Annotated in this window: 21 protein-coding genes and 1 riboswitch; of the genes, 8 read left to right on the top strand and 13 right to left on the bottom strand. The window is 34.9% G+C overall.

The genetic code is table 11. From position 1 onward, the window contains the following. Positions 1-76 precede the first annotated feature (76 nt). The 7 genes from Y10_RS03290 to Y10_RS16930 all read right to left on the bottom strand — a co-directional run bounded on the left by Y10_RS03290 (position 77) and on the right by Y10_RS16930 (position 3,885). On the bottom strand, positions 77-403 hold the full coding sequence (locus Y10_RS03290) for a GIY-YIG nuclease family protein (RefSeq protein ID WP_281763939.1): 327 nt from the start codon (positions 401-403) through the stop codon (positions 77-79). Positions 404-478: 75 nt separating this feature from the next. Further along, the gene (locus Y10_RS03285; RefSeq protein ID WP_281763938.1) at positions 479-730 is read right to left on the bottom strand and encodes a GIY-YIG nuclease family protein; all 252 of its coding nucleotides are present in this window, start codon (positions 728-730) and stop codon (positions 479-481) included. A gap of 115 nt (positions 731-845) precedes the next feature. Continuing rightward, on the bottom strand, positions 846-1,322 hold the full coding sequence (locus Y10_RS03280) for a YciI family protein (protein ID WP_281763937.1): 477 nt from the start codon (positions 1,320-1,322) through the stop codon (positions 846-848). Position 1,323: 1 nt separating this feature from the next. Continuing rightward, positions 1,324-1,791, bottom strand: a complete 468-nt coding sequence (locus Y10_RS03275) for a CYTH domain-containing protein (RefSeq protein WP_281763936.1) — start codon at positions 1,789-1,791, stop codon at positions 1,324-1,326. Between the two features lie 9 nt (positions 1,792-1,800). Continuing rightward, entirely contained in the window at positions 1,801-3,102 is a 1,302-nt protein-coding gene (locus Y10_RS03270) for a voltage-gated chloride channel family protein (protein WP_281763935.1), read from the bottom strand. 38 nt (positions 3,103-3,140) lie between these two features. Continuing rightward, positions 3,141-3,202, bottom strand: a riboswitch (Fluoride riboswitch). 19 nt (positions 3,203-3,221) lie between these two features. Next, positions 3,222-3,464 (bottom strand): Rossmann-fold NAD(P)-binding domain-containing protein, encoded by a 243-nt coding sequence (locus tag Y10_RS16935; protein ID WP_309297814.1) that lies wholly within the window; start codon positions 3,462-3,464, stop codon positions 3,222-3,224. Further along, positions 3,457-3,885, bottom strand: a complete 429-nt coding sequence (locus Y10_RS16930) for an NAD(P)H-binding protein (RefSeq protein ID WP_309297813.1) — start codon at positions 3,883-3,885, stop codon at positions 3,457-3,459. The genes Y10_RS16935 and Y10_RS16930 overlap by 8 nt, the downstream gene beginning before the upstream one ends. A gap of 89 nt (positions 3,886-3,974) precedes the next feature. On the opposite strand from Y10_RS16930, the gene dinB reads away from it, so the two are divergent. Then, entirely contained in the window at positions 3,975-5,084 is a 1,110-nt protein-coding gene (dinB, locus tag Y10_RS03260; RefSeq protein WP_281763934.1) for a DNA polymerase IV, read from the top strand. 62 nt (positions 5,085-5,146) lie between these two features. Here dinB and pyk read toward each other — a convergent pair whose 3' ends face one another. The 5 genes from pyk to Y10_RS03235 all read right to left on the bottom strand — a co-directional run bounded on the left by pyk (position 5,147) and on the right by Y10_RS03235 (position 9,522). Continuing rightward, the gene (pyk, locus tag Y10_RS03255; RefSeq protein ID WP_281763933.1) at positions 5,147-6,592 is read right to left on the bottom strand and encodes a pyruvate kinase; all 1,446 of its coding nucleotides are present in this window, start codon (positions 6,590-6,592) and stop codon (positions 5,147-5,149) included. A 2-nt stretch (positions 6,593-6,594) separates the two neighbouring features. Continuing rightward, the gene (locus tag Y10_RS03250) at positions 6,595-7,065 is read right to left on the bottom strand and encodes an IPExxxVDY family protein (RefSeq protein ID WP_281763932.1); all 471 of its coding nucleotides are present in this window, start codon (positions 7,063-7,065) and stop codon (positions 6,595-6,597) included. A 114-nt stretch (positions 7,066-7,179) separates the two neighbouring features. After that, positions 7,180-7,920: a ribonuclease III gene (gene rnc, locus Y10_RS03245; protein WP_281763931.1), complete on the bottom strand. Its 741-nt coding sequence runs from the start codon at positions 7,918-7,920 to the stop codon at positions 7,180-7,182. Between the two features lie 3 nt (positions 7,921-7,923). Next, positions 7,924-9,177 carry a beta-ketoacyl-ACP synthase II gene (gene fabF, locus Y10_RS03240; protein ID WP_281763930.1) on the bottom strand — a complete coding sequence of 418 codons (1,254 nt, stop codon included), beginning with the start codon at positions 9,175-9,177 and terminating at the stop codon, positions 7,924-7,926. A gap of 111 nt (positions 9,178-9,288) precedes the next feature. Further along, positions 9,289-9,522 carry an acyl carrier protein gene (locus Y10_RS03235; RefSeq protein WP_008236559.1) on the bottom strand — a complete coding sequence of 78 codons (234 nt, stop codon included), beginning with the start codon at positions 9,520-9,522 and terminating at the stop codon, positions 9,289-9,291. A 178-nt stretch (positions 9,523-9,700) separates the two neighbouring features. On the opposite strand from Y10_RS03235, the gene purN reads away from it, so the two are divergent. From purN to Y10_RS03215, 4 genes are all read left to right on the top strand, one after another. Continuing rightward, complete coding sequence (purN, locus tag Y10_RS03230; RefSeq protein WP_281763929.1) at positions 9,701-10,267, top strand: phosphoribosylglycinamide formyltransferase; 567 nt, start codon at positions 9,701-9,703, stop codon at positions 10,265-10,267. Further along, positions 10,260-10,727 (top strand): ribonuclease HI, encoded by a 468-nt coding sequence (rnhA, locus tag Y10_RS03225; protein ID WP_281763928.1) that lies wholly within the window; start codon positions 10,260-10,262, stop codon positions 10,725-10,727. The genes purN and rnhA overlap by 8 nt, the downstream gene beginning before the upstream one ends. Positions 10,728-10,805: 78 nt before the next feature. Further along, the gene (locus tag Y10_RS03220) at positions 10,806-11,732 is read left to right on the top strand and encodes a PfkB family carbohydrate kinase (protein ID WP_281763927.1); all 927 of its coding nucleotides are present in this window, start codon (positions 10,806-10,808) and stop codon (positions 11,730-11,732) included. A gap of 105 nt (positions 11,733-11,837) precedes the next feature. After that, the gene (locus Y10_RS03215) at positions 11,838-13,736 is read left to right on the top strand and encodes an amidophosphoribosyltransferase (RefSeq protein ID WP_281763926.1); all 1,899 of its coding nucleotides are present in this window, start codon (positions 11,838-11,840) and stop codon (positions 13,734-13,736) included. 252 nt (positions 13,737-13,988) lie between these two features. On the opposite strand, the gene Y10_RS03210 is transcribed toward Y10_RS03215, so the two are convergent. Further along, entirely contained in the window at positions 13,989-14,594 is a 606-nt protein-coding gene (locus Y10_RS03210; protein ID WP_281763925.1) for a superoxide dismutase, read from the bottom strand. Between the two features lie 122 nt (positions 14,595-14,716). On the opposite strand from Y10_RS03210, the gene Y10_RS03205 reads away from it, so the two are divergent. The 3 genes from Y10_RS03205 to Y10_RS03195 all read left to right on the top strand — a co-directional run bounded on the left by Y10_RS03205 (position 14,717) and on the right by Y10_RS03195 (position 22,245). Further along, complete coding sequence (locus Y10_RS03205) at positions 14,717-17,833, top strand: UvrD-helicase domain-containing protein (RefSeq protein ID WP_281763924.1); 3,117 nt, start codon at positions 14,717-14,719, stop codon at positions 17,831-17,833. Between the two features lie 216 nt (positions 17,834-18,049). Further along, positions 18,050-19,438, top strand: a complete 1,389-nt coding sequence (locus tag Y10_RS03200) for an OmpA family protein (RefSeq protein WP_281763923.1) — start codon at positions 18,050-18,052, stop codon at positions 19,436-19,438. Positions 19,439-19,503: 65 nt separating this feature from the next. Next, on the top strand, positions 19,504-22,245 hold the full coding sequence (locus Y10_RS03195) for a PD-(D/E)XK nuclease family protein (protein ID WP_281763922.1): 2,742 nt from the start codon (positions 19,504-19,506) through the stop codon (positions 22,243-22,245). Positions 22,246-22,248: the final 3 nt, after the last annotated feature.

The raw sequence follows: 22,248 nt of genomic DNA, 5'->3' as shown, positions 1-22,248 counted from the left end.
TTAATAACCCAAAAAAATAACTGCTACTCTATCCTTTCAAAAAAAAGTAACCAGATATTTGTATCATCACAGGCAACTACAATTGTAATGCCTTTAAATCAGGATTTAGTCGCCTAATCAATTCAAGCTTCCATCCTATTTTCCAATTCTTTAATTGTTTCTCTCTTCTAACAGCCTGTTGAACATTCATAAAGGTCTCGTAATACAGTAAATCTGCTTCTTTAAGCCTAGGTTTGCGGTGTAAGGCAACTGAGTCAGTTGTTAAAAATGTGCGCAAATCTCCTGTAAGACCCGTTAACATAGAAGTTCTACATCTGTTAGCAAGAATGTACACATAGCACCTTCTCATTATATAGCCTACTAATTTTTGATTTTGATAAAAATTAGCTATAATATTAAACATATACAAATATTTAACACTAATTTTTAAGAATACTCAAAATATAGAAAATACTATAGGTATATTTTATGATTATAATTACCCTATTTTTAGTTTTTCTAAAGCAGGATTAAATCTACTAACTAACTGTAACCTCCAGGTTTCTTTCCAGCTTTTAAGCTGTCCTTCACGGTAAGCTGCTTGCTCTGCTGTTCTAAACGTTTCATAATACAACAAGCTACTACCATCTGGTACGCCTGTATTACATGTTTCTTCTAAATTGGTAGTATACCCTGTTGTTAGTGACGTTCTCCCAGCGTCTCCTAAAATATATACATAACACTCTTTCATACTAAAAACATTTTAACGTTATACCTTAAATGTAGTATGAATAATAGTGTTGAATAGGTGTTATTATACGAGTAGCTGTTTTCTAAAGTTAAATGGTAGTTTTTACAGGGTAAGCTTATTTTAAACTACTGCCCTTAGCTGCCCAAAACGGATGTGTTTCTATCACTAACCTACCCGCCTTCACCATAGGGTCGGCTTTGGCTAAGCTATCGGCTTCTTCAAAAGTTGGGGTATTGTAAACTGCAATACCAGAAACATCACTGTCATCATCAAAAGGACCAGCCATACTTATTTTACCGGCCAAATGCAGTTTTTCTAGGTGCTGCATATGATTTTGCTGAAGTTGTGCCAACACAACTGAATCTTGACTACGCACTGGGCCCTTCTTTAAAAACACCATGAAGTATTTTTGCATTACATAGGTAGTATCTCCTTCTTTATAACTAAAGGTTTCGTGTCCTGTGTCTTTTACCTCCTTTGCTACCGATTCTAAAACAGGTGCCTCTGTAGCTGTTTTTAATTCTTTTTTCACCTTTACATCACAAGCTACCAACGCAGCCAATAATGTAAATACCATAAGTAACTTTTTCATATTACCAGGTTTTAAATGGTTTTTTGCTTAATTGTGAGTTATAATATTTCACCTCACCTGTTACCTCTTTGCCTAACCAATTAGGTACAGGATGTTTCTGTTGCTTGTGGGTAAGTTCTACCTCTGCAACTACAAGTCCTTCATTAGCACCAAAAAACTCATCAATCTCAAAAACCACATCTTCCAATGGTACTTCGTATCGTATTTTATCTATAGTGCCTGGCAAGCACAGCTTTAATAATGCTTCTGCTTCTGTTGAAGCAATCTCCTTTTCCCATTCGAAACGTTCTAACCCTTCTGCATCAGATTTTCCTTTTATGGTAATAAACCCGGTATTACCCTTAATACGTATGCGCACGGTACGCTCTGGGTCGGTAGTTAAAAATCCTTGTACAATTCTGGTTTGTTTTACCGCTTGTTGCTTAAACGTTTCATCAACCACTAAAAACTTACGTTCTATTTCTACCATACTCTATATCTAAGAAGATTTCTTTTTTCTAAAACTATCTATAGCTGCCAACGTTTTACCCTTATCTACACCAAACAAAAAGTGCTTAGGGCTTCCCACAATTTGCGAAGAATAGATACCTGAATGCCCAGAAAACATATAAGCTACCACACAGGCCACCCCAAAGTATACAGCACCTTCACCACCAAACAATTCAATAGCCATTATAGTACAGGCAATAGGTGTATTAGTAGCCGCTGCAAATACAGCTACAAAACCCATACCCGCCAATAACTCGGTAGGTAATGGTACAAACCATATCAACGCATTACCTAGGGTAGCACCTATATAAAATAAAGGTGTTACTTCGCCCCCTTTAAAACCAGCACCCAAAGTAAAAGCAGTAAATAGTAACTTAGCTGCAAAATCATACCAAGGCAACTCCATGTTAAAAGCATCTACAATAGTAGGTACCCCTAAACCAATATATTTGGTAGTACCAATAAGGTACACCGCTAGCGCCACTACAGCACCACCAATAAAAGGGCGTAATGGCGGATAATTCAATTTCTTAAAAACTATTGTAAAAAAGTGTGTGGCCTTAGAAAAAGCCAACCCTCCTAAACCAAATATGAGTCCGGCAATAATAGCATAGAACAAGGTGGTAGGCGTAATTTCAGGCACCAGCTCTACTCCGTAATGTGTGTGGTGCACTGGCCATAGTTTACAAACATAATCGGCAATAATACCACCTAGCACACTAGCCAACAAGGCATCGTAGCGCATACGGCCCAATATCATTACCTCAAGTGCAAAAATGGCTCCTGCCAATGGCGTACCAAACACCGATGCAAAACCGGCACTTACCCCAATTATAATTACAATTTTTCTATCTTCTTTCTTAAGTTTAAACCATTTGGTAAATTGATCTGCAATAGCACCTCCCATTTGCACAGCACTTCCCTCTCTACCAGCAGACCCCCCAAACAAATGCGTCATTACGGTACCAAAAAGTACCAGAGGCGCCATTCTAAAAGGTATAATTTTATGAGGCGAATGAAACTCTTCTAACAGCTGATTATTTCCTTTTACTACGCTACTGCCGTAGTAATGATACACCAAGCCAACTATGAGTCCACCAATAGGTAACAACGCAATAATCCATTTATTGGCTTCACGGTAGTTGGTAGCCCACTCTAAACTATACAGTAACGCTGCCGATGCAGAACCTGCTAACGCACCAATTAAAGCGGCTATTACAAGCCATTTACATAAATAAACAAAAGACGGAATTTGCTCTATAGAAGTTAACTTCTCTTTTATTGATGCCATACTGATTTTAATAAATACGTTTCCTGTGGCAATATTGCCAGATAGTAGACGTCATCAGCTCTTGCGGCGGTTCAGGGCAGACATCATTGCCAAACAGTGCATCAAAATTACACTTTTTTTTAATGTGAACCTAGTTTTTGAATTTGGTCACTCTCTACCACCACTTTATCATACGAATGGTTGGCAAGCCATATCATAGTTTTAGCTATTTTAGAAGGGTGAACTGATTTATATTTTTCTAAAGGCCCTACCATAACATAATCTAACAACTTAAAAAGTTGTTTGCCTAAATACTCCCCTAATCTAAATTCCTCTCTTTTACCACTAATTAAAGCCGGCCTTACAAAATGTAGTTTAGTCAATCTTACTTTTTTTTACATCAGCCTCCATTTCTCCTTTTAGTCGGTTATAAAAAACCGCACTTTGCTCACTAGCGCCCATGGCAGACACTACTATAAACGTAGGTATATTATTTAATTTAGCTAATTGTGCAGCATTTACAGGTATACCATAATCTATAGTTTTGTAAACAGCTTTATCAGGTGTTTTTTTCTTGGTAGTACCCACACAGCAATACACTTCATCTCCTTTAAAAAGAGAAGCATATTTGGGCAGCTCATCCATAGCTATTAAATGTTCTTCTAATTTTGGGTTATCTATACCTTTAGTACTTCTAGAAAACAAAATAATTTTCTCGTACCTATCGTCATATAACAGCTCACTTAAAACATAACCACCCGTAAGCCCAGTAGCACCAAGTAGTATGGCAGTTTTCTTTTTCATAATTCATAATTTAGTGGATACCACAGCTTAACTACCTGAACACTTGTTTACAAGTAGTTTACTATAGCAATTTACGCTAAATTTGCGATATGGAAGTAGATGGCATAAACATCCCGTTACGTAAAATTATTCATGTAGACATGGATGCATTTTATGCTTCTGTAGAACAAATGGACAACCCTGAGCTAAAAGGCAAGCCTGTAGCAGTTGGCGGTGCTGAAAAGCGAGGCGTTGTGTCGGCTGCTAGTTATGAAGCTAGAAAGTACGGCGTACGTAGTGCCATTAGTGGTTATTTAGCAAAAAAAAGATGCCCAGATATCATTTTTGTAAAACCAAGATTTGAACGCTACCGAGAGATTTCGCAAAAAATTAGAAACATCTTTTATGAGTATACCGATTTGGTAGAACCCCTGGCCTTAGATGAAGCATACTTAGATGTTACCCAAAATAAAAAAGGAAACCCAAGCGCTACTAAAATTGCTAGAGAAATACGTAAACGCATTTTTGACGAGATTGGACTTACCGCATCGGCTGGTATTTCTATTAATAAATTTGTAGCAAAAATAGCCAGTGATTATAACAAACCTAACGGACAAAAAACCGTAAACCCAGAAGAGGTAATTAACTTTTTAGAACAGTTAGACATTAAGAAGTTTTATGGTGTTGGTAAGGTTACTGCTGAAAAGATGTATCAGCATGGTATTTTTACAGGGCTCGATTTAAAAACCAAAAGCCTGGAGTATTTAGAAACACATTTTGGTAAGAGTGGATCTCACTATTACCACATTGTAAGAGGTATACACACTAGTGAAGTAAAGCCACACCGCACGCCAAAATCTGTAGGAGCCGAACGTACTTTTAGTGAAAACCTAACCTCTGAAATTTTTATGTTGGAAAAATTAACCAACATTGCTCAAGAGCTAGAAAAACGCTTAAAGAAAAACAACATTGCAGGTAAAACCATTACGTTAAAAATTAAGTACAGTACTTTTGAGCAACAAACCCGTAGCAAAACTTTGTCTTACTTTGTTGCAGACAAACATTTGATTTTAGAAACTGCTAAGGAACTCTTGTACCAACAAAAACCTGAAGACTCTGTACGCTTACTAGGCATTTCTTTAAGCAATTTAAATACTGATAAAAAAGAAAAGCAAACCCCAGAAAAACCAATTCAAGTACAGCTTAAATTTGAATTTTAGTAACTTAAAACATAAAAAAAACCGCCCAAAAGGCGGTTTTTATATTATATAAGCTTCAGAGATTATCCGAAGTTACAAGTTTCAATTTCTTTTACTCTTAAAGTATTCACCATACCTTTGTCTTTAATAGGCATAGCCGCTAAACTAATAAGCATATCACCTGGCTCTAAGAAACCTTTTTCACAGGCAATACGGTTTACATCTTCAATAGTTTCATCGGTACTTACGTAGCGGTCATAATAAAATGCCTCTACACCCCAAAGTAAACTTAATTGAGTAAGTATGTGTTTGTTAGATGTAAATACTAAAATATAAGATTTTGGTCTCCACGCAGAAATCTGGAATGCAGTGTAACCACTATTAGTTAACGTAGAAATAGCTTTTGCTTTAATATCGTTAGCCATAGAAGCCGCGTGATAACAAATAGATTTAGTAATATATCTTTTTGTTTTAATAAATGGTGGCTCTTGTGGTACTTTAATTAAAGAAGAGTTCTCTACACTTTCAATAATGCTACTCATTCTTTCAATTACCTGTACAGGATATGCACCAACAGAAGTTTCACCAGAAAGCATTACCGCATCTGCACCGTCCATTACAGAGTTAGCAACATCGTTTACCTCTGCTCTTGTAGGTGTTAAACTAGTAATCATGCTTTCCATCATTTGGGTAGCAATAATTACAGGAATACGTGCTTTTTTAGCTCTTAAAACTAATTTCTTCTGAATTAATGGAACCTCTTGAGCAGGAATCTCAACACCTAGGTCACCACGAGCAACCATTAATCCATCACAGTAAGAAACAATTTTGTCTATATTGGCAACCCCTTCAGGTTTTTCAATTTTAGCAATAATAGGAATTTTAATCTCAGAGTGCTCTTTAATTAAGTTCTGAAGATCAATAATATCTTGTTCGTGACGTACAAAAGAAAGGGCTATCCAATCTACTTTTTGCTGAATAGCAAAAATAGCATCTCTAATATCTTTCTCAGTTAATGCAGGTAAAGACAATGCCGTATTAGGAAGGTTTACACCTTTCTTAGACTTTAATGGCCCACCTTGAACAACTTTAGTAGTTACTTCTTTTTCTTTATCAGTTCCGGTAACTTCAAAAATAAGTTTACCATCATCTAATAATATACGTTCTCCTGGCTTTACATCCTTAGGAAATTCTTTATAGTTCATGTAAACGCGCTCGGCATTACCTTCAAATGGCTCACCTGTAACAAATGTAATGGTATCACCGTCGTTTACCACAACATCTTCTGCCATTACACCTACACGTAATTTAGGCCCTTGTAAATCTCCCAAAATTCCGGCTGCATATCCGTACTCTTCATTCAGTTCTCTAATCATATTAACTCGCTCTTCCACATCTTTATAATCTGCGTGAGAGAAGTTAATTCTGAATACGTTGGCTCCTGCTTCAATCATATTTCTAAGGGTCTCTTTATTACTGGTAGCAGGCCCTAGTGTTGCAACTATTTTGGTTTTTTTAACTTTAAGCATTTTCAGAAAATTAAGTTCGTTCTAGTTTTAATTCGGTTTGTAGCTAATTTATATGTTGTAACTATATTTGGTATTTGCTGTATTTTTTGCACAATACTTGGCACATCTAAATAGCTTTCTGCGATTTCTATTTTTATAAAAAAATCTACCTTTTTATGTTCTGGCAATAAATAAATTGTTTGCTCTCCTCCCCATTCTTCAAATAACATGAAAGCACTTTTACTTACTTCCTCCTTTTTTATTGCAGAATTCTGAATAAGACTCCAATACGTATCGTTTTTTTCATCTAGCCATTCAAAACGTTGAAACACATGGTTATCATCCATTTCAACCGGTGTTACTTTTTTAAACCCCAGACCTAAATACTTGTTTAGTAAAAAAGCCATTCGGTAATCTTCCACCGCACTATGAATAGCTATTAGTGTAAACTCACAGTCATCTTCAAAGTCATCTGTTAACTTATATACAGTCATAGATATTCGCAAATTGCTGTAAATATATGACTTCTTTAAAAGATTATATAATTATATTTCAAATGTTTAATGATAACCGGGTGCGAAAACGAGATAGTTAACAATTTAATAATCCTATAGGTTCTCTATTTGGCTCTGTAAAGCAAAGTATGCTCTTTTTGCTGCCGCCTCTTCGGCTTTCTTTTTAGAAGTAGCTCTTGCTTTGGCAATCACTTTATTATCAATGCTTAATTTCACAGCAAAATGTTTTAAAACATCGTTACCGTTATCTTCAAACACATTAAAATAGAATGATTTTTTCTCCTTTTGGCACCACTCAATAAGCAAACTTTTATAACTTATAATTTTGCCTTCAAGTCGTTCAATATCAACATGCGGTTTAATAACCCTTTTATTAATAAAACGCTCACAATAATTATATCCTCTGTCTAAATAAATAGCACCCACGAGGGCTTCAAATAAATTACCATGCACATTGTCTCCAAAACTTTCTTTAGAAATACTACTTACTACATAATCTAGCAGTCTTAATTCTTTACCCAATTCGTTAAGATGCTCTCTACTAACAATTTTAGAACGCATTTTAGTAAGGTATCCCTCGTCACCTGCAGGCGCCTCTTCATATAAATACTTAGAAATGACTGCACTTAACATGGCATCACCTAAAAACTCTAACCGCTCGTAATTAATTGGGTTCCCTTGATCATCTTTAATATTGGTAGATCTATGGGTAAAAGCAACTTTGTAGACTTCAAAATCTTTGGGCTTAAATCCTAAAACACGTTGCAAATGAACAAAAAAATTCCCGTCTTCATCTTTTGAGCGGGAATTTAATATTTTGCGAATAAGCCCCATATATTATTCTTCGTATTTTCTGAATAATACACAAGCATTATGTCCACCAAAACCAAAGGTATTACTCATAGATATTTTAATATCTCTCTTTTCAGAATTGTTGAGTACTAAATTTAGTTCCGGATCAATTTTTTCATCCTTAGTTGTATGATTAATTGTTGGAGGAATAATACCTTCTGTTAACGGTAATATTGAAGCAATAGCCTCTATAGCACCAGCAGCACCAAGTAAATGCCCAGTCATAGATTTGGTAGAGTTAATGCTAATTTCTTTAGCATGTTCTCCAAACACTGTAGAAATGGCTTTTAACTCTGCTACATCACCAAGTGGTGTAGAAGTTCCGTGCGTGTTAATGTGATCCACTTCTTCCGGATTCACTCCAGCATCTTTCAAACAATTTCTCATAACGGCCATCACACCTAAACCTTCAGGGTGTGGCGCAGTTAAATGGTAAGCATCAGATGACATTCCGCCACCGCTTACTTCACAGTAAATTTTTGCACCTCTTGCCTTTGCGTGTTCATATTCTTCTAGAACAAGCGCACCAGCTCCTTCTCCAAGTACAAACCCGTCACGTTCTCCATCAAATGGTCTTGATGCAGTTTCCGGACTGTCATTTCTTGTAGAAAGCGCATGCATAGCATTAAAACCACCCATACCTGCAATAGTAACTGCTGCTTCAGAACCACCAGATACCACAACATCACACACTCCCAAACGAATGTAGTTAAGGGCATCTATAAGGGCATTAGCAGAAGAAGCACATGCAGAAACGGTAGTGAAATTAGGCCCCATAAAGCCATTTCTCATAGATATATGAGCAGGAGCAATATCGGCAATCATTTTAGGAATAAAGAAAGGATTAAATTTTGGCGTACCGTCTCCTTTGGAATAATTAATAACTTCTTCTTGAAATGTTTCTAAACCTCCAATTCCGGCACCCCAAATAACCCCAACTCTCGACTTGTCTATAGATTCTAAATCCATAGCTGAGTCTTTAATAGCCTCATCACTGGCAATAACAGCAAATTGTGAAAATTTGTCTAATCGACGACTTTCCTTTCGATCGATAAAATCAAATACATTGAAATTTTTTACCTCACAGGCAAACTGTGTTTTAAATTTTGAAGCGTCAAAATGTGTAATAGGGGCTGCCCCACTTACTCCGTTTTTCAGTGCTTCCCAATATTCTTCCAGGTTATTACCAATTGGTGTTAATGCACCCATACCTGTAACAACAACTCGCCTTAATTTCATTGTGAAATAATTTTACGTTCTAAATAATTACAATAGAGCATGAAGAGAATGCCCAGCTAAAAGCTGAACATTCTATAAAAAATTCATGTATACTTTTGTATAAATTTTAAATTACTTTGCTGATTCAATGTATTGAATTGCCTGACCTACAGTTGCAATGTTTTCTGCTTGGTCGTCTGGAATTTGAATATCAAATTCTTTTTCGAATTCCATTATTAATTCCACTGTGTCCAATGAGTCTGCTCCTAGGTCGTTAGTAAAGCTAGCTTCAGCTACCACTTCGTTCTCGTCAACCCCTAATTTGTCAACGATGATAGCCTTTACTCTTGATGCAATGTCTGACATAATCTTTTAGTTTTAAAATTTAATTTGTTGGCAAAAATAAAAAACTTTAATTTAAAACAACATTTTACTTAAAAAATGTGCTCCTAAATTAATGAAAATTAATTCAACAATTTAGTTTTTTGGCTTCTAATTCTAGTTTAGAATTAGTTTTTTTGCAATTCGATATACTTATTTAACTATGAAAAATGTAGTCATTTTTGCCTCTGGATCTGGATCTAACGCAGAAAACATTATAAATTACCTAGAAGAAAACACCAATTTTAGGGTTAATTTAATTCTTTGCAACAATCCGAAAGCATTTGTGCTAGAAAGAGCAAAAAAATTAAACATTAGTGCCCTAACTTTTAACCGAACGGCGTTCTACACCCACAATTTTGTGCTAGAAACGATCAAAACAGCACAACCAGACCTTATAGTTTTGGCTGGTTTCTTATGGAAATTCCCTGAAAACATCATTGAAGCATTCCCTAACAAAATTATAAATATACACCCAGCGCTATTACCTAAGTATGGAGGAAAAGGTATGTATGGTGACCATGTACATAATGCAGTTGTTGCAAATAACGAAACTGAAAGCGGTATTACAATACATTATGTAAATGAAAACTATGACGAAGGCGCTATTATACACCAAGCCACCTGCCCAGTACTACCAACCGATACGGCAGATGATGTAGCAGCCAAAGTACACGAGTTAGAATATGAGCATTTTCCTAAAATTATAACACAATTACTTAGTGAGTAACGCACAAGTACATATATACACAGACGGTTCTTCTCGCGGAAACCCAGGACCAGGTGGCTACGGCATAGTCATGGAATGGGTAGGAAAACCGTATCGAAAAGAATTTTCAGAAGGTTTTAAAAAAACTACCAACAACCGCATGGAGTTGTTAGCCGTTATTGAGGCTCTCAAAAAACTGAAGTTACCCAATACTAAATCAGTAGTTTTTACCGATTCTAAATATGTTGCAGATGCGGTAACCAAAGGATGGGTGTTTAAATGGGAGAAAACCAATTTTAAAGACAAAAAAAACAGCGACTTATGGAAACTGTTTTTAATAGAATACAGAAAACATGAAGTTACTTTTCAATGGGTTAAAGGACATAACAACCATCCGCAAAATGAGCGATGCGACTTTTTAGCGGTGGAAGCCTCTAAGAAACCCAATCTGAAAACCGACTACGGATTTGAAGCTTCTTAAAAATTAAGTTTCTTCTAATACCGTAGTAAATTCCAGAAATAAAAAAGTAACCTTATATTTGCAAAAAATTAAAGTTTAATGAGCAAACTATTAATAGTAGGTACAGTAGCCTTTGATGCTATTGAAACACCTTTCGGACAAACTGATAAAATACTAGGAGGAGCCGCTACTTATATAGGTTTATCGGCGTCTAACTTTAAAATAGATTCGGCTATAGTTTCTGTAGTTGGAGAAGATTTTCCTGAAGAAGACCTTAAAATGCTAGAAAGCAGAAACATTGACATTTCTGGTATTGAAGTGGTTAAAGATGGAAAAACGTTTTTCTGGAAAGGAAAATACCACAACGATTTAAACTCAAGAGATACCTTAATAACAGAATTGAATGTATTAGCAGACTTTAATCCGGTAGTACCAGATAATTTTAAAGATGCTGATGTTGTTATGTTAGGAAATCTACATCCATCCGTCCAATTAAGTGTAATTGAACAAATGGAGAAAAAACCACAGCTTATTGTTTTAGACACCATGAACTTTTGGATGGATAACACGTGGGATGAGCTAATGAAGGTTTTAGCGAAAGTAGATGTTGTTACTATTAACGATGAAGAAGCCAGACAATTATCTGATGAATATTCATTGGTAAAAGCAGCACAAAAAATACTTCAAATGGGACCTCAATATGTGGTTATTAAAAAAGGAGAACACGGCGCTATGCTTTTTGATAAAGAAAATATCTTTTTTGCACCTGCCCTTCCGTTGGAAGAAGTATTTGACCCAACAGGAGCTGGAGACACCTTTGCAGGTGGTTTTTCAGGATATTTAGCACATACAGGAGATATCTCCTTCAGCAATATGAAAAACGCCATTATTTACGGCTCTAACCTAGCATCGTTCTGCGTTGAAAAGTTTGGAACCGAAAGGATGCAACAGTTAACGAAAGACGAGGTACAGAAACGCCTCGGACAGTTTAGAAAGTTAACTCAATTTGAAATAGAAATACCATAATAGTTATGCCCTGATTTTTCGGGGCTTTTTTAATAAAGTAATATTTGCAATACGTAAGGTGGTAAACAAAACCAAGATCCGCCCCATAACCTTTACAATACAACTATGAGTGACGCTATTAAACATGAATGTGGAATTGCCCTGGTTAGATTATTAAAACCGTTAGATTATTACAAAGAAAAATACGGTACTTCTTTTTACGGTATTCAGAAAATGTATCTGATGATGGAAAAGCAGCACAACCGCGGACAAGATGGAGCTGGTTTAGCCAGCATTAAAATGGATATGGACCCGGGTGAGCGCTACATGAGTAGAGTACGTTCTAACCAACAACAGCCTATTCAGGATATTTTTAGCCAGATAAATAACAGAATTAACGAAATTCTAGATAATACCCCTGGCTTAATTGATGATGTTGAGGAACAGAAAAAACAGTTACCATACTTAGGAGAACTTTATCTTGGTCACGTACGTTACGGAACTTTTGGTAAAAACAGTATTGAAAGTGTACACCCGTTTTTAAGACAAAACAACTGGATGCACCGTAACTTAATTGTTGCAGGTAACTTTAACATGACCAATGTTAATGAGCTTTTTGAAAGATTGGTACGTTTAGGTCAGCACCCAAAAGAAAAGGCAGATACCATTACAGTAATGGAAAGAATTGGTCATTTCTTAGATGATGAAGTAAATAAACTATACAAGAAATTTAAAAGAGAAGGATATAGTAAAATTGAAGCTTCTCCTTTAATTGCAGAACACTTAAATATTACTAAAATTTTAAAGCGTGCTGCAAAAAGTTGGGATGGTGGTTATGCTATGGCTGGTTTAGTTGGTCACGGAGATGCTTTTGTACTAAGAGATCCGGCTGGTATTAGACCTGCATATTACTATCAAGATGATGAGATAGTTGCCATTGCCTCTGAAAGACCCGTAATACAAACAGTATTTAACGTAGATTACGATAAGATTAAAGAAATTGAACCAGGCCATGCTATTATTGTAAAAAAAGCAGGAGAAGTTCTAAACAAAAAAATACTGAACCCATTAGAACGTAAAGCATGTTCTTTTGAGCGCATCTATTTCTCTAGAGGTAGTGATAAAGAAATTTACGAGGAGCGTAAAACGTTAGGAAAATTATTAATGCCACAAATTATTGAAAAAATTGATGGCGATTTAGAAAACACTGTTTTCTCATACATTCCTAATACAGCAGAAACTTCTTTTTACGGAATGGTAAAAGAAGCTCAATCGTATTTAAACCAACAGAAACAGGAGACAATTTTATCTGAAATGGATACTATGACTCCTGAGCGTTTACAAGAAATATTAAATGTTAGACCTAGAATTGAAAAGGTAGCTATTAAAGACGCCAAACTAAGAACCTTTATTGCAGATGATAACAGTAGAGATGATTTAGTTGCGCACGTTTATGACATTACCTACGGATCTGTAAAACCTACCGATAACTTAGTAATTATAGACGATAGTATTGTTAGAGGTACTACACTTAAAAAGAGTATCTTAAGAATATTAGACAGACTAAGTCCTAAGAAAATTGTAGTTGTTTCATCGGCTCCACAAATTAGATACCCTGACTGCTATGGTATTGACATGGCAAGGTTAGAAGATTTAGTTGCCTTTAGAGCTGCATTAGCTTTACACAAAGATGCCGGTACTGAAGCTATCATAGAAGATATCTACCAAAGATGTTTATCGCAAGTAGACTATACAGATACCGATGTTGTAAACGTAGTAAACGATTTATATGCGCCGTTTACAGATGAACAAATATCTGATAAGATTGCAGAGTTACTTGCTCCGGAAGGATTAAAGGCAGAATTAGAAATTGTTTTTCAAAGTGTTGCAAAACTACACGAAGCATGTCCTAAGAATTTAGGAGATTGGTACTTCACAGGAGACTACCCAACTCCAGGAGGTAACCGTGTGGTTAACAGAGCTTTCATTAACTTTTACGAAGGTAATAAGGAAAGAGCTTACTAGTACGTTGTAGTATAATACACTTTAACTAATAAAAAAGCACTTAATCTATAAAATTATACTGATAATGATTATGTTACTACATTCGTAGAGCCATAACATAAGTAGGTTAAGTTAATGGTAAGATTTGGGGCAAAAAAAGACGAATTCATTTTCGTCTTTTTTTATTTTATGCCTATTCCAACTCAAGTAAAAGTATTTAGTATAAAAAAAAGTCCGGCAAAACCGGACTTTTCTATTTTATGTGTATAGCTATTATTTATTAGCTTCGTATAACTCAGAAACTTTAGCCCAGTTAATTACGTTAAAGAAAGCCGCAATATAATCAGGTCTTTTATTTTGGTAGTTTAAGTAGTAAGCGTGCTCCCATACATCTAAACCTAAGATAGGAGTACCACCACAATTACCTGGCATTAAAGGGTTATCTTGGTTTGGAGTAGAACAAACTTCTACTTTACCACCCTTATGAACACATAGCCATGCCCATCCTGAACCAAATTGAGTAGCTGCAGCAGCAGAGAACTTTTCTTTGAAAGCTTCGAAAGATCCAAACTCAGCGTTAATAGCATCAGCTAAAGCACCTGTTGGCTCTCCTCCACCATCAGGAGACATTACTGTCCAGAAAAGGTTGTGGTTGTAAAATCCACCTCCATTGTTTCTTACAGCTCCGTTAGACATATCTAAAGAAGTAAGAATTTCTTCAATAGTTTTTCCTTCTAAATCTGTTCCTTCTACAGCTGCATTTAATTTTGTAGTATATCCTGCATGGTGCTTAGTATGGTGAATTTCCATAGTTTTAGCATCAATATTTGGTTCTAATGCATCATATGCATATGATAATTTCGGTAATTCGAATGACATAATATTTTCGTTTTTTTAGGTTAATATTTATACTATCAAATTTAACAATTAATAGAGGAAAGATATACTAATATATTGTTAAGAACCATAAAGATTTCTTATTTTGCAATAAAGTAAACACATTGAATTCTACTTCTTTCACTATCTATAACGCCTCAGCGGGTTCTGGTAAAACTTTTACCTTGGTAAAAAACTACTTAAGTATTTTACTATCAAGCAATCATGCAGATGGATTTAAAAACATTCTTGCCATCACTTTTACCAACAAAGCTGTTGGCGAAATGAAAGAACGTATTATAGATAATTTGGCAGCTTTTGCTACTAAAGAAGATGTAGCTACTTCTAACGATATGTTTAAAATGCTTTGTAACGAGTTGCATTTAAGTGAGCAAGAGTTAATAGAGCGTTCTAAAAAGGTGCTTAAGAAAATTTTACACAATTATGCGTTTTTTGATGTTTCTACCATAGACAAGTTTAACCACCGTATTATTAGAACTTTTGCGTTTGATTTAAAACTGCCGCAAAATTTTGAAGTTACTCTAGACACCGATTTACTATTAAAAGAAGCTGTAGACAACCTTATAGCTAATGCCGGAGAAGACAAAGAGCTAACCAATATTTTAGTTGATTTTGTTTTAGAAAAAATAGATGATGATAAAAGCTGGGATATTTCTAGAGACATTTTAGATACTTCTAAAAAAATAACACAAGAAAACCATTACCTACCTTTAAAAACTTTAAAAGATAAATCGATTACAGATTTTAAAGGATTACAAAAAAAAGTGTTTTCAGACATTAAAACACTCGAAGAACAAATAACATCTGAAGCAAAAAACATATTACAGCGAATCACAGATAACGGAATTGATTATACCGATTTTACAAGACAAAGTTTACCTAATCACTTCTTAAAACACAGTACGCTAACCTATGGCACCACATCTCCGTATGCTACTAAACTAGAAGAAAATATACGTACGGGTAGCGGTTTATATCCTAAAAAACTAGATGCTTCTAAACAAGCAGATATAGATAGCTTGTTACCAGAAATAGAACAAGCATTTTTAAACATAAAAGCTCATTACTACAAATGGAAATTTGCTAAAAACGTTTATAAAAACTTAGTTCCGCTAACGGTAATAAATAGTGTTCAAAATGAACTTCAGAAAATTAAAGACGATGAAAATTTAGTACTCATTTCTGAGTTTAATGCTACTATCTCTGAAACTATAAAAGATCAACCAGCACCCTTTATCTATGAACGTTTAGGCGAAAAGTTTAAACATTACTTTATAGATGAATTTCAGGACACCTCAGAACTGCAATGGCAAAATTTAATTCCGCTAATGGATAATGCTTTGTCTTCTGAAACCCTGACGGGCAAAAAAGGATCGTTATTGTTGGTAGGAGATGCCAAACAAGCCATTTACCGCTGGAGAGGTGGTAACCCTGAACAGTTTGTAGATTTGTATGACCAAAAAGTAAATCCGTTTGTATCTGAGGTTACCAACCAAAATCTTGATACCAACTACCGAAGCTACGATGAAATTATTAATTTCAATAATGCTTTTTTCAACTTTGCAAAAGAAGGATTACTCACCAGTGCCCATCAAAATTTATATGCTTTAGGCAACCAAAAAACCAATGCTAAAAAAGGAGGTTTAGTAACAGTAAGTTTTATAGAGCCAGAAGATGAAAAAACCAATGCAGAATTATATGTTGCACAAACGCTACAAACAATTAATAATGTATTAGCACAAGGGTACACTTATAAAGACATTGCTATTTTAACCCGCAAAAACAAACAAGGGGTTTTAGTAGCCAATGCACTTACCGAGGCATCAATACCCATGATTTCATCGGAGTCTTTATTACTGGCTAATAACCCCAAAATTACATTTTTAAATAATTTAATTAAATACGGACTTTTTGCTGATAGCAAAGATTTAAAGGCAACCTTACTCTTGTTCTTAGCACTGAAACAAAATGTAGAAAGTACCCACTCCTTTATTGCAACACGACTTGAAAAAGAGAATGAAGAAACCTTTACAGACTATAACTTTTCTTTAGAAGCATTTTTACAAAAACCGTTTTACAACGCCATACTGTATGCTATACATAAATTTGATTTAGCAGATGCTTCTGATGCCTACCTTCAATATTATTTAGATTTAATACAAGACTTTACCTATAACCATAAAGAAGGTTTTACAGCCTTTTTAAATTATTGGGAAGAAAGAAAAGATAACCTTAGCCTTGTAGCACCAGATGGTATCAATGCTGTTTCTATCTTAACCATTCACCGTTCTAAAGGATTAGAATTTCCTGTAGTTATTTACCCGTTTGCAGAAGATAAACTTATTTCAGACAGAAATGAAACATGGATTTCTGTAAACCCAGAAGACTATAATGGTTTTGAAACTATTTTGGTGAATGCCAATAAAGATTTTACCGAAATTACAGAAGACACTGGCATTATTAAGGAGACACTTGATAGCAAAAGCATGCTAGATAATTATAATGTAACCTACGTAGCTTTTACCAGAGCCGTGAAACAACTGCACATTATAAGTAACAATAAGAGTTATGACAATACCTTATCTCAACTTTTAAAAGACTTTATACAGAAAGAAAAACAAGAAGTACTACCGTTTAATGAAATATATGGAACCCCGGGCTTTTTACCAGACAAAGAACAAGAGGAAAAATTAACCCAAGAAACCATTTCATTTGGGAAGGAAACTTCTAAGAAACAATGGAACATTGTTACTAAGAATGGTATGCTTTGGGATACCAAACAACAAAAGGCCATTGAAAAGGGAAATATAGTACACCAAATACTCGCTTGGGTAAAAACTATAGACGACATAGATATGGCAATATACCAAGCCATTACCGAAGGTATTATTACGAAAGAGGATGCCGATGATTTTAAAAACCTTATAAGCAGCATAACGGAACATCCTGAACTAAAAAATTATTTTATAACCAGTAATTTTTCTATCTTTAATGAAAAAGAGCTTTTTACCCAGGAAGGTAAAATACTACGTTTAGACCGTTTAATGCTTTGCGAATCAACATCGGAAGCTATCATTATAGATTATAAAACAGGAGATTATAACGATAGCTATAAAAACCAATTGCAGAAATATGCGCAAGCATTGAAACAAATGAACTACAAGGATATACAAAAAAAATTGGTATATATATATCCTAAAGTAGACATTCAGACCCTTTAATATGTGCCCTTAAAATAGTTTACACTCGCACCCCCTTTAATAATTGCAACAATAACCCCCTTAATTGATAATTTAAAGTTATAAAATCTTAATATTATCTTAATCTATAGGGGTTCTAAATGCTATCCATTAAAAAAAGGTATATATTTGCACTCATAATTTAACAGTAATTACCTGATAAAATTGCTTATAATTAACTTAAATCAAAAAATTAATATGAAACATTTAAACACACTACTTTTAGTTTTAGTACTATGCGTAGGAGTAAACAGTTTACATGCTCAGGACGAAAACAACCCTTGGGCTGTAGGTTTAGGAGTTAACGCAGTAGATTTCTACCCTACCAATGCTAACGGACAAGTTGGTAATTGGTTTTCAGAGTATTTTAACGTAACTGATCACTGGAGTACTTTACCTGCTGTATCTGCTTTTTCAGTATCTAGATACGTTGGTAGTAACTTTTCTGTTGGAGTTAGAGGAACTCTTAATAACATCAAACATTATGGTGATATGGGAGTAAACGACTTAAAATATTATGGTGCTGATGCTTTTGGTAGATTCAGCTTTACTAAAATGACTACTATTGAGCCTTACGTTGAAGTAGGTGGTGGTTACACTTGGATTACATCTGCTCCTGGTTTACCAAACTATGGTGGAACTAGCGAAACTGTAGGTGCACCAACTGCTAACGGAGCATTAGGTCTTAACTTCTGGTTAGGAGAAAACGTTGGTATTAACGTACAGTCTGGTTACAAACATGCTTTTGGAGATGATGGTTTACCTCACTTCCAACACATGGCTGGTATCATCTTTAAATTTGGTGGTAAAGATACAGACGGTGACGGTATCTATGACAGAGAAGATGCTTGTCCTGAAGTACCAGGTTTAGTAGAATTCAATGGTTGTCCTGACTCTGATGGTGACGGTATTGAAGATGCTAAAGATGCTTGTCCTAATGAAGCTGGTTTAGAAGAATTTATGGGATGTCCTGATTCTGACGGTGACGGTGTTGCTGATAAAGATGACAAATGTCCTAAAGTACCAGGTTTAAAATCATTAAACGGTTGTCCTGATGCTGACGGTGATGGTATTGCTGACGCAGACGATAAATGTCCTAACGAAGCTGGACCACTTGCTAACGGTGGATGTCCATGGCCAGATACTGATGGTGACGGTGTATTAGACAAAGATGATCAATGTCCTAATGTTGCTGGTACTGTAGCTAACAAAGGTTGTCCTGAAGTAACAGAAGTTGTTCAGAAACAATTAAATGAGTATGCTAAAACTATCTTATTTGATACTGGTAAATCTTCTATCCAAGCACAATCTCAAGAAGTTTTAGAAAACATTATTGAAATTTTAGGAGAGTACCCAACAGCTAAGTTTACAGTTGAAGGTCATACAGATAGCGTTGGTAGCGAAGCTAACAACCAAAAATTATCTGAGTCTAGAGCTCTTTCTGTAAAAGAGTACTTAACTTCTCATGGTATTGAAGAGTTCAGATTATCTGCTAAAGGTTATGGTGAGTCTAAACCAATAGACACTAACAAAACCAGAGCTGGTAGAGCTAACAACAGACGTGTAGAAATTAACTTAGTAAAATAAGTACTAGTTAATAAACAATTATAGAAAAACGCTCCGATTAACGGAGCGTTTTTTATTTTTATAAAATGAAAAGTTTTTTAAAAGAGGTAGTTAGCAATATATTAGAAACGCATGAAAATGTAGAAAACATCACCTTTATTTTACCCAGTAAAAGAGCAGGTGTTTTTTTAAAAGATGCTTTTTTAAAACAGTTTAAAAAAACAGGTTTTGCACCTCAATTTGTAAGTATTGAATCTTTTATAGAAAATATATCTGGTTTAAAGTATGCCAATAATATTCAGTTATTATTTGAGCTTTACACCACGTACTTATCTATTGAAAAAAATGAACCTGAAGACTTTTATAGCTTTTCTAAATGGGGACAAATTTTATTACAAGACTTTAATGAAATTGACCGCTACTTAGTACAACCAGATACTATATTTCCGTACCTAGCCTCTATAAAAGAACTTAACCACTGGTCTTTAGAAGAAGAAAAAACAGAGCTACAGAAAAACTACATAAAGTTCTGGAATGGTTTAGGAGATTACTATTTTAAATTTAAAGAAATACTATCAAAACAAGGGATTGGGTATCAAGGGATGATTTATAAAGAAGCTATTGAAAACCTTGAACATTACCTTACCTCTAACACACAAACGCAACACATATTTGTTGGTTTTAATGCCCTTAACAAAGCTGAAGAAAAAATTATTCAGGAACTGCTAGAGCATGGTAATACCAAAATATTTTGGGATATTGACCATCAATTTCTATCAGATAAAGAGCATGATGCAGGGCTGTTTATTAGAAAACACCTGAACAGTTGGAAATATTTTAAAACCCACACACCAAATTGGATTTACAATGAGTTTGAAAATGAAAAAAACATTCATTTAGTAGGAATACCGAAAAACGTAGGACAAGCTAAATATGTAGGTAATCTGCTGAGTGACCTCAACATTCAAACCAGTTTAAAAAATACCGTAGTGGTATTAGGAGATGAAAGCCTGTTATCTCCTGTACTTAATGAAGTACCTGAACAAATTCAGCAGGTAAACATTACTATGGGGCTCCCTTTATCTGAAGTACCTTTAGCTACGTTGTTTTCATTATATTTTCAGTTATACGTGCATCAAAAACCTACGTGGTATTTTAAAGATGTTATTAACTTATTAACTCATAACTGCTCCAGACAATTATTGGGTAATGCCGCTAATAATATTATACAACATATTCAGGCAAACAATAAAATTCAAATAAGCCCAGGGCAAATACAACTCTGGACAGAAGAAACTCCAGATGCGCTACAATATTTGTTTAGAGAGCAAACCCAAGTAGGTCCGCTAGAGTTATTAGATAATTGCTTTAACATCATAGCTTCATTAAAATCATTTTACGAAGAAGATAAGCAGCTATACAGGCTAGAGCTAGAGTACTTATACCGCTTCTACAATTTATTTAATCAATTGTTAGACTATTGTCGTAGCAGCACCTATATAAACAATATTAAAACACTGTATGGTATTTATAAAGAGTTGATAAGTACTGAAACATTAGATTTTCAAGGAGAACCACTAGACGGACTACAAATAATGGGGATGCTTGAAAGCAGAAATTTAGATTTTGAAACGGTTATACTCACCTCTGTTAACGAAGGTATTTTACCCTCAGGGAAAAGCAACAACTCTTTTATTCCGTTTGATATAAAGACGCTTTTAGAAATGCCTACCTACAAAGAAAAAGATGCCGTATACACCTACCACTTTTACCGCTTGTTACAAAGGGCAAAAAATATATATCTACTATACAACACTGAAATTGCAGACGCCTTAAAAGGCGGGGAAAAAAGTAGGTTTATTATGCAATTAGAAACAGAGCCTATGCCTAAACATCATATTTCGCATAGCATAGCATCACCTAATATACATTTATATACGCAAGAAAAATGTATTGCTAAAGATGCTGCTTTAGTAGAGCGTTTAAAAGAAATTGCCGGCAAAGGATTTTCGCCTAGTAGTTTAACCAACTATGTACGCAATCCGCTAGATTTTTATTTGCAATCTGTACTAGGTATTAACCAGCAAGAAGAGGTTGAAGAAACTATTGCTGCTAATACTTTGGGTACTATAATACATAACACCCTTGAGAACCTTTACAAACCTTTTGAAAACAAATTTGTTACCACTGATGATATCAAAGCTTTTCAAAAAAACTTTGAAGTAGAATTAATCAATCAGTTTAAAGAAGTATACAAAGGTGCTGAATATAGTAAAGGGAAAAACCTTTTAATTTACAATGTAGCTAAGGCTTATGTAAAACGCTTCTTAGAACATGAAGAGGAACTAGTTAGCAACCATACCCTAAAAATAATAACCATAGAAGGTAATTATAGAGTGCCCATTCACATAGACGGAATACATACCCCCATTATACTGAAAGGAAAAGTAGACCGTGTAGATGAAGTAGATGGGCAGTTACGTATTGTAGATTATAAATCGGGCCGTGTAGAAAACAAACACGTAGAAATAATTGACTGGGGAGAAATTATTGATGAATACACCTATAGCAAGGCTTTTCAGGTGTTAGCTTATGCATATATGAGATATGACAAAGTACCTTTTACCTCAGCCACTGCGGGTATCATATCTTTCAAAAATTTACAAGCAGGCTTTTTACCATTTTGTATCAAAGACAAAAGAGCTGCTAGAGCTAAAAAAGATAGTATGATAACACAAGAGACACTAAAGGCTTTTGAGATACAACTACACAACCTGATAAGAGAAATTATGAATCCGGAGATTCCGTTTGAAGAAAAAGAAATTTAGCTA

The organism is Neptunitalea lumnitzerae (assembly GCF_027924185.1).
Classification (GTDB): domain Bacteria; phylum Bacteroidota; class Bacteroidia; order Flavobacteriales; family Flavobacteriaceae; genus Neptunitalea; species Neptunitalea lumnitzerae.
This window is presented reverse-complemented; position numbering and strand designations above follow the sequence as displayed.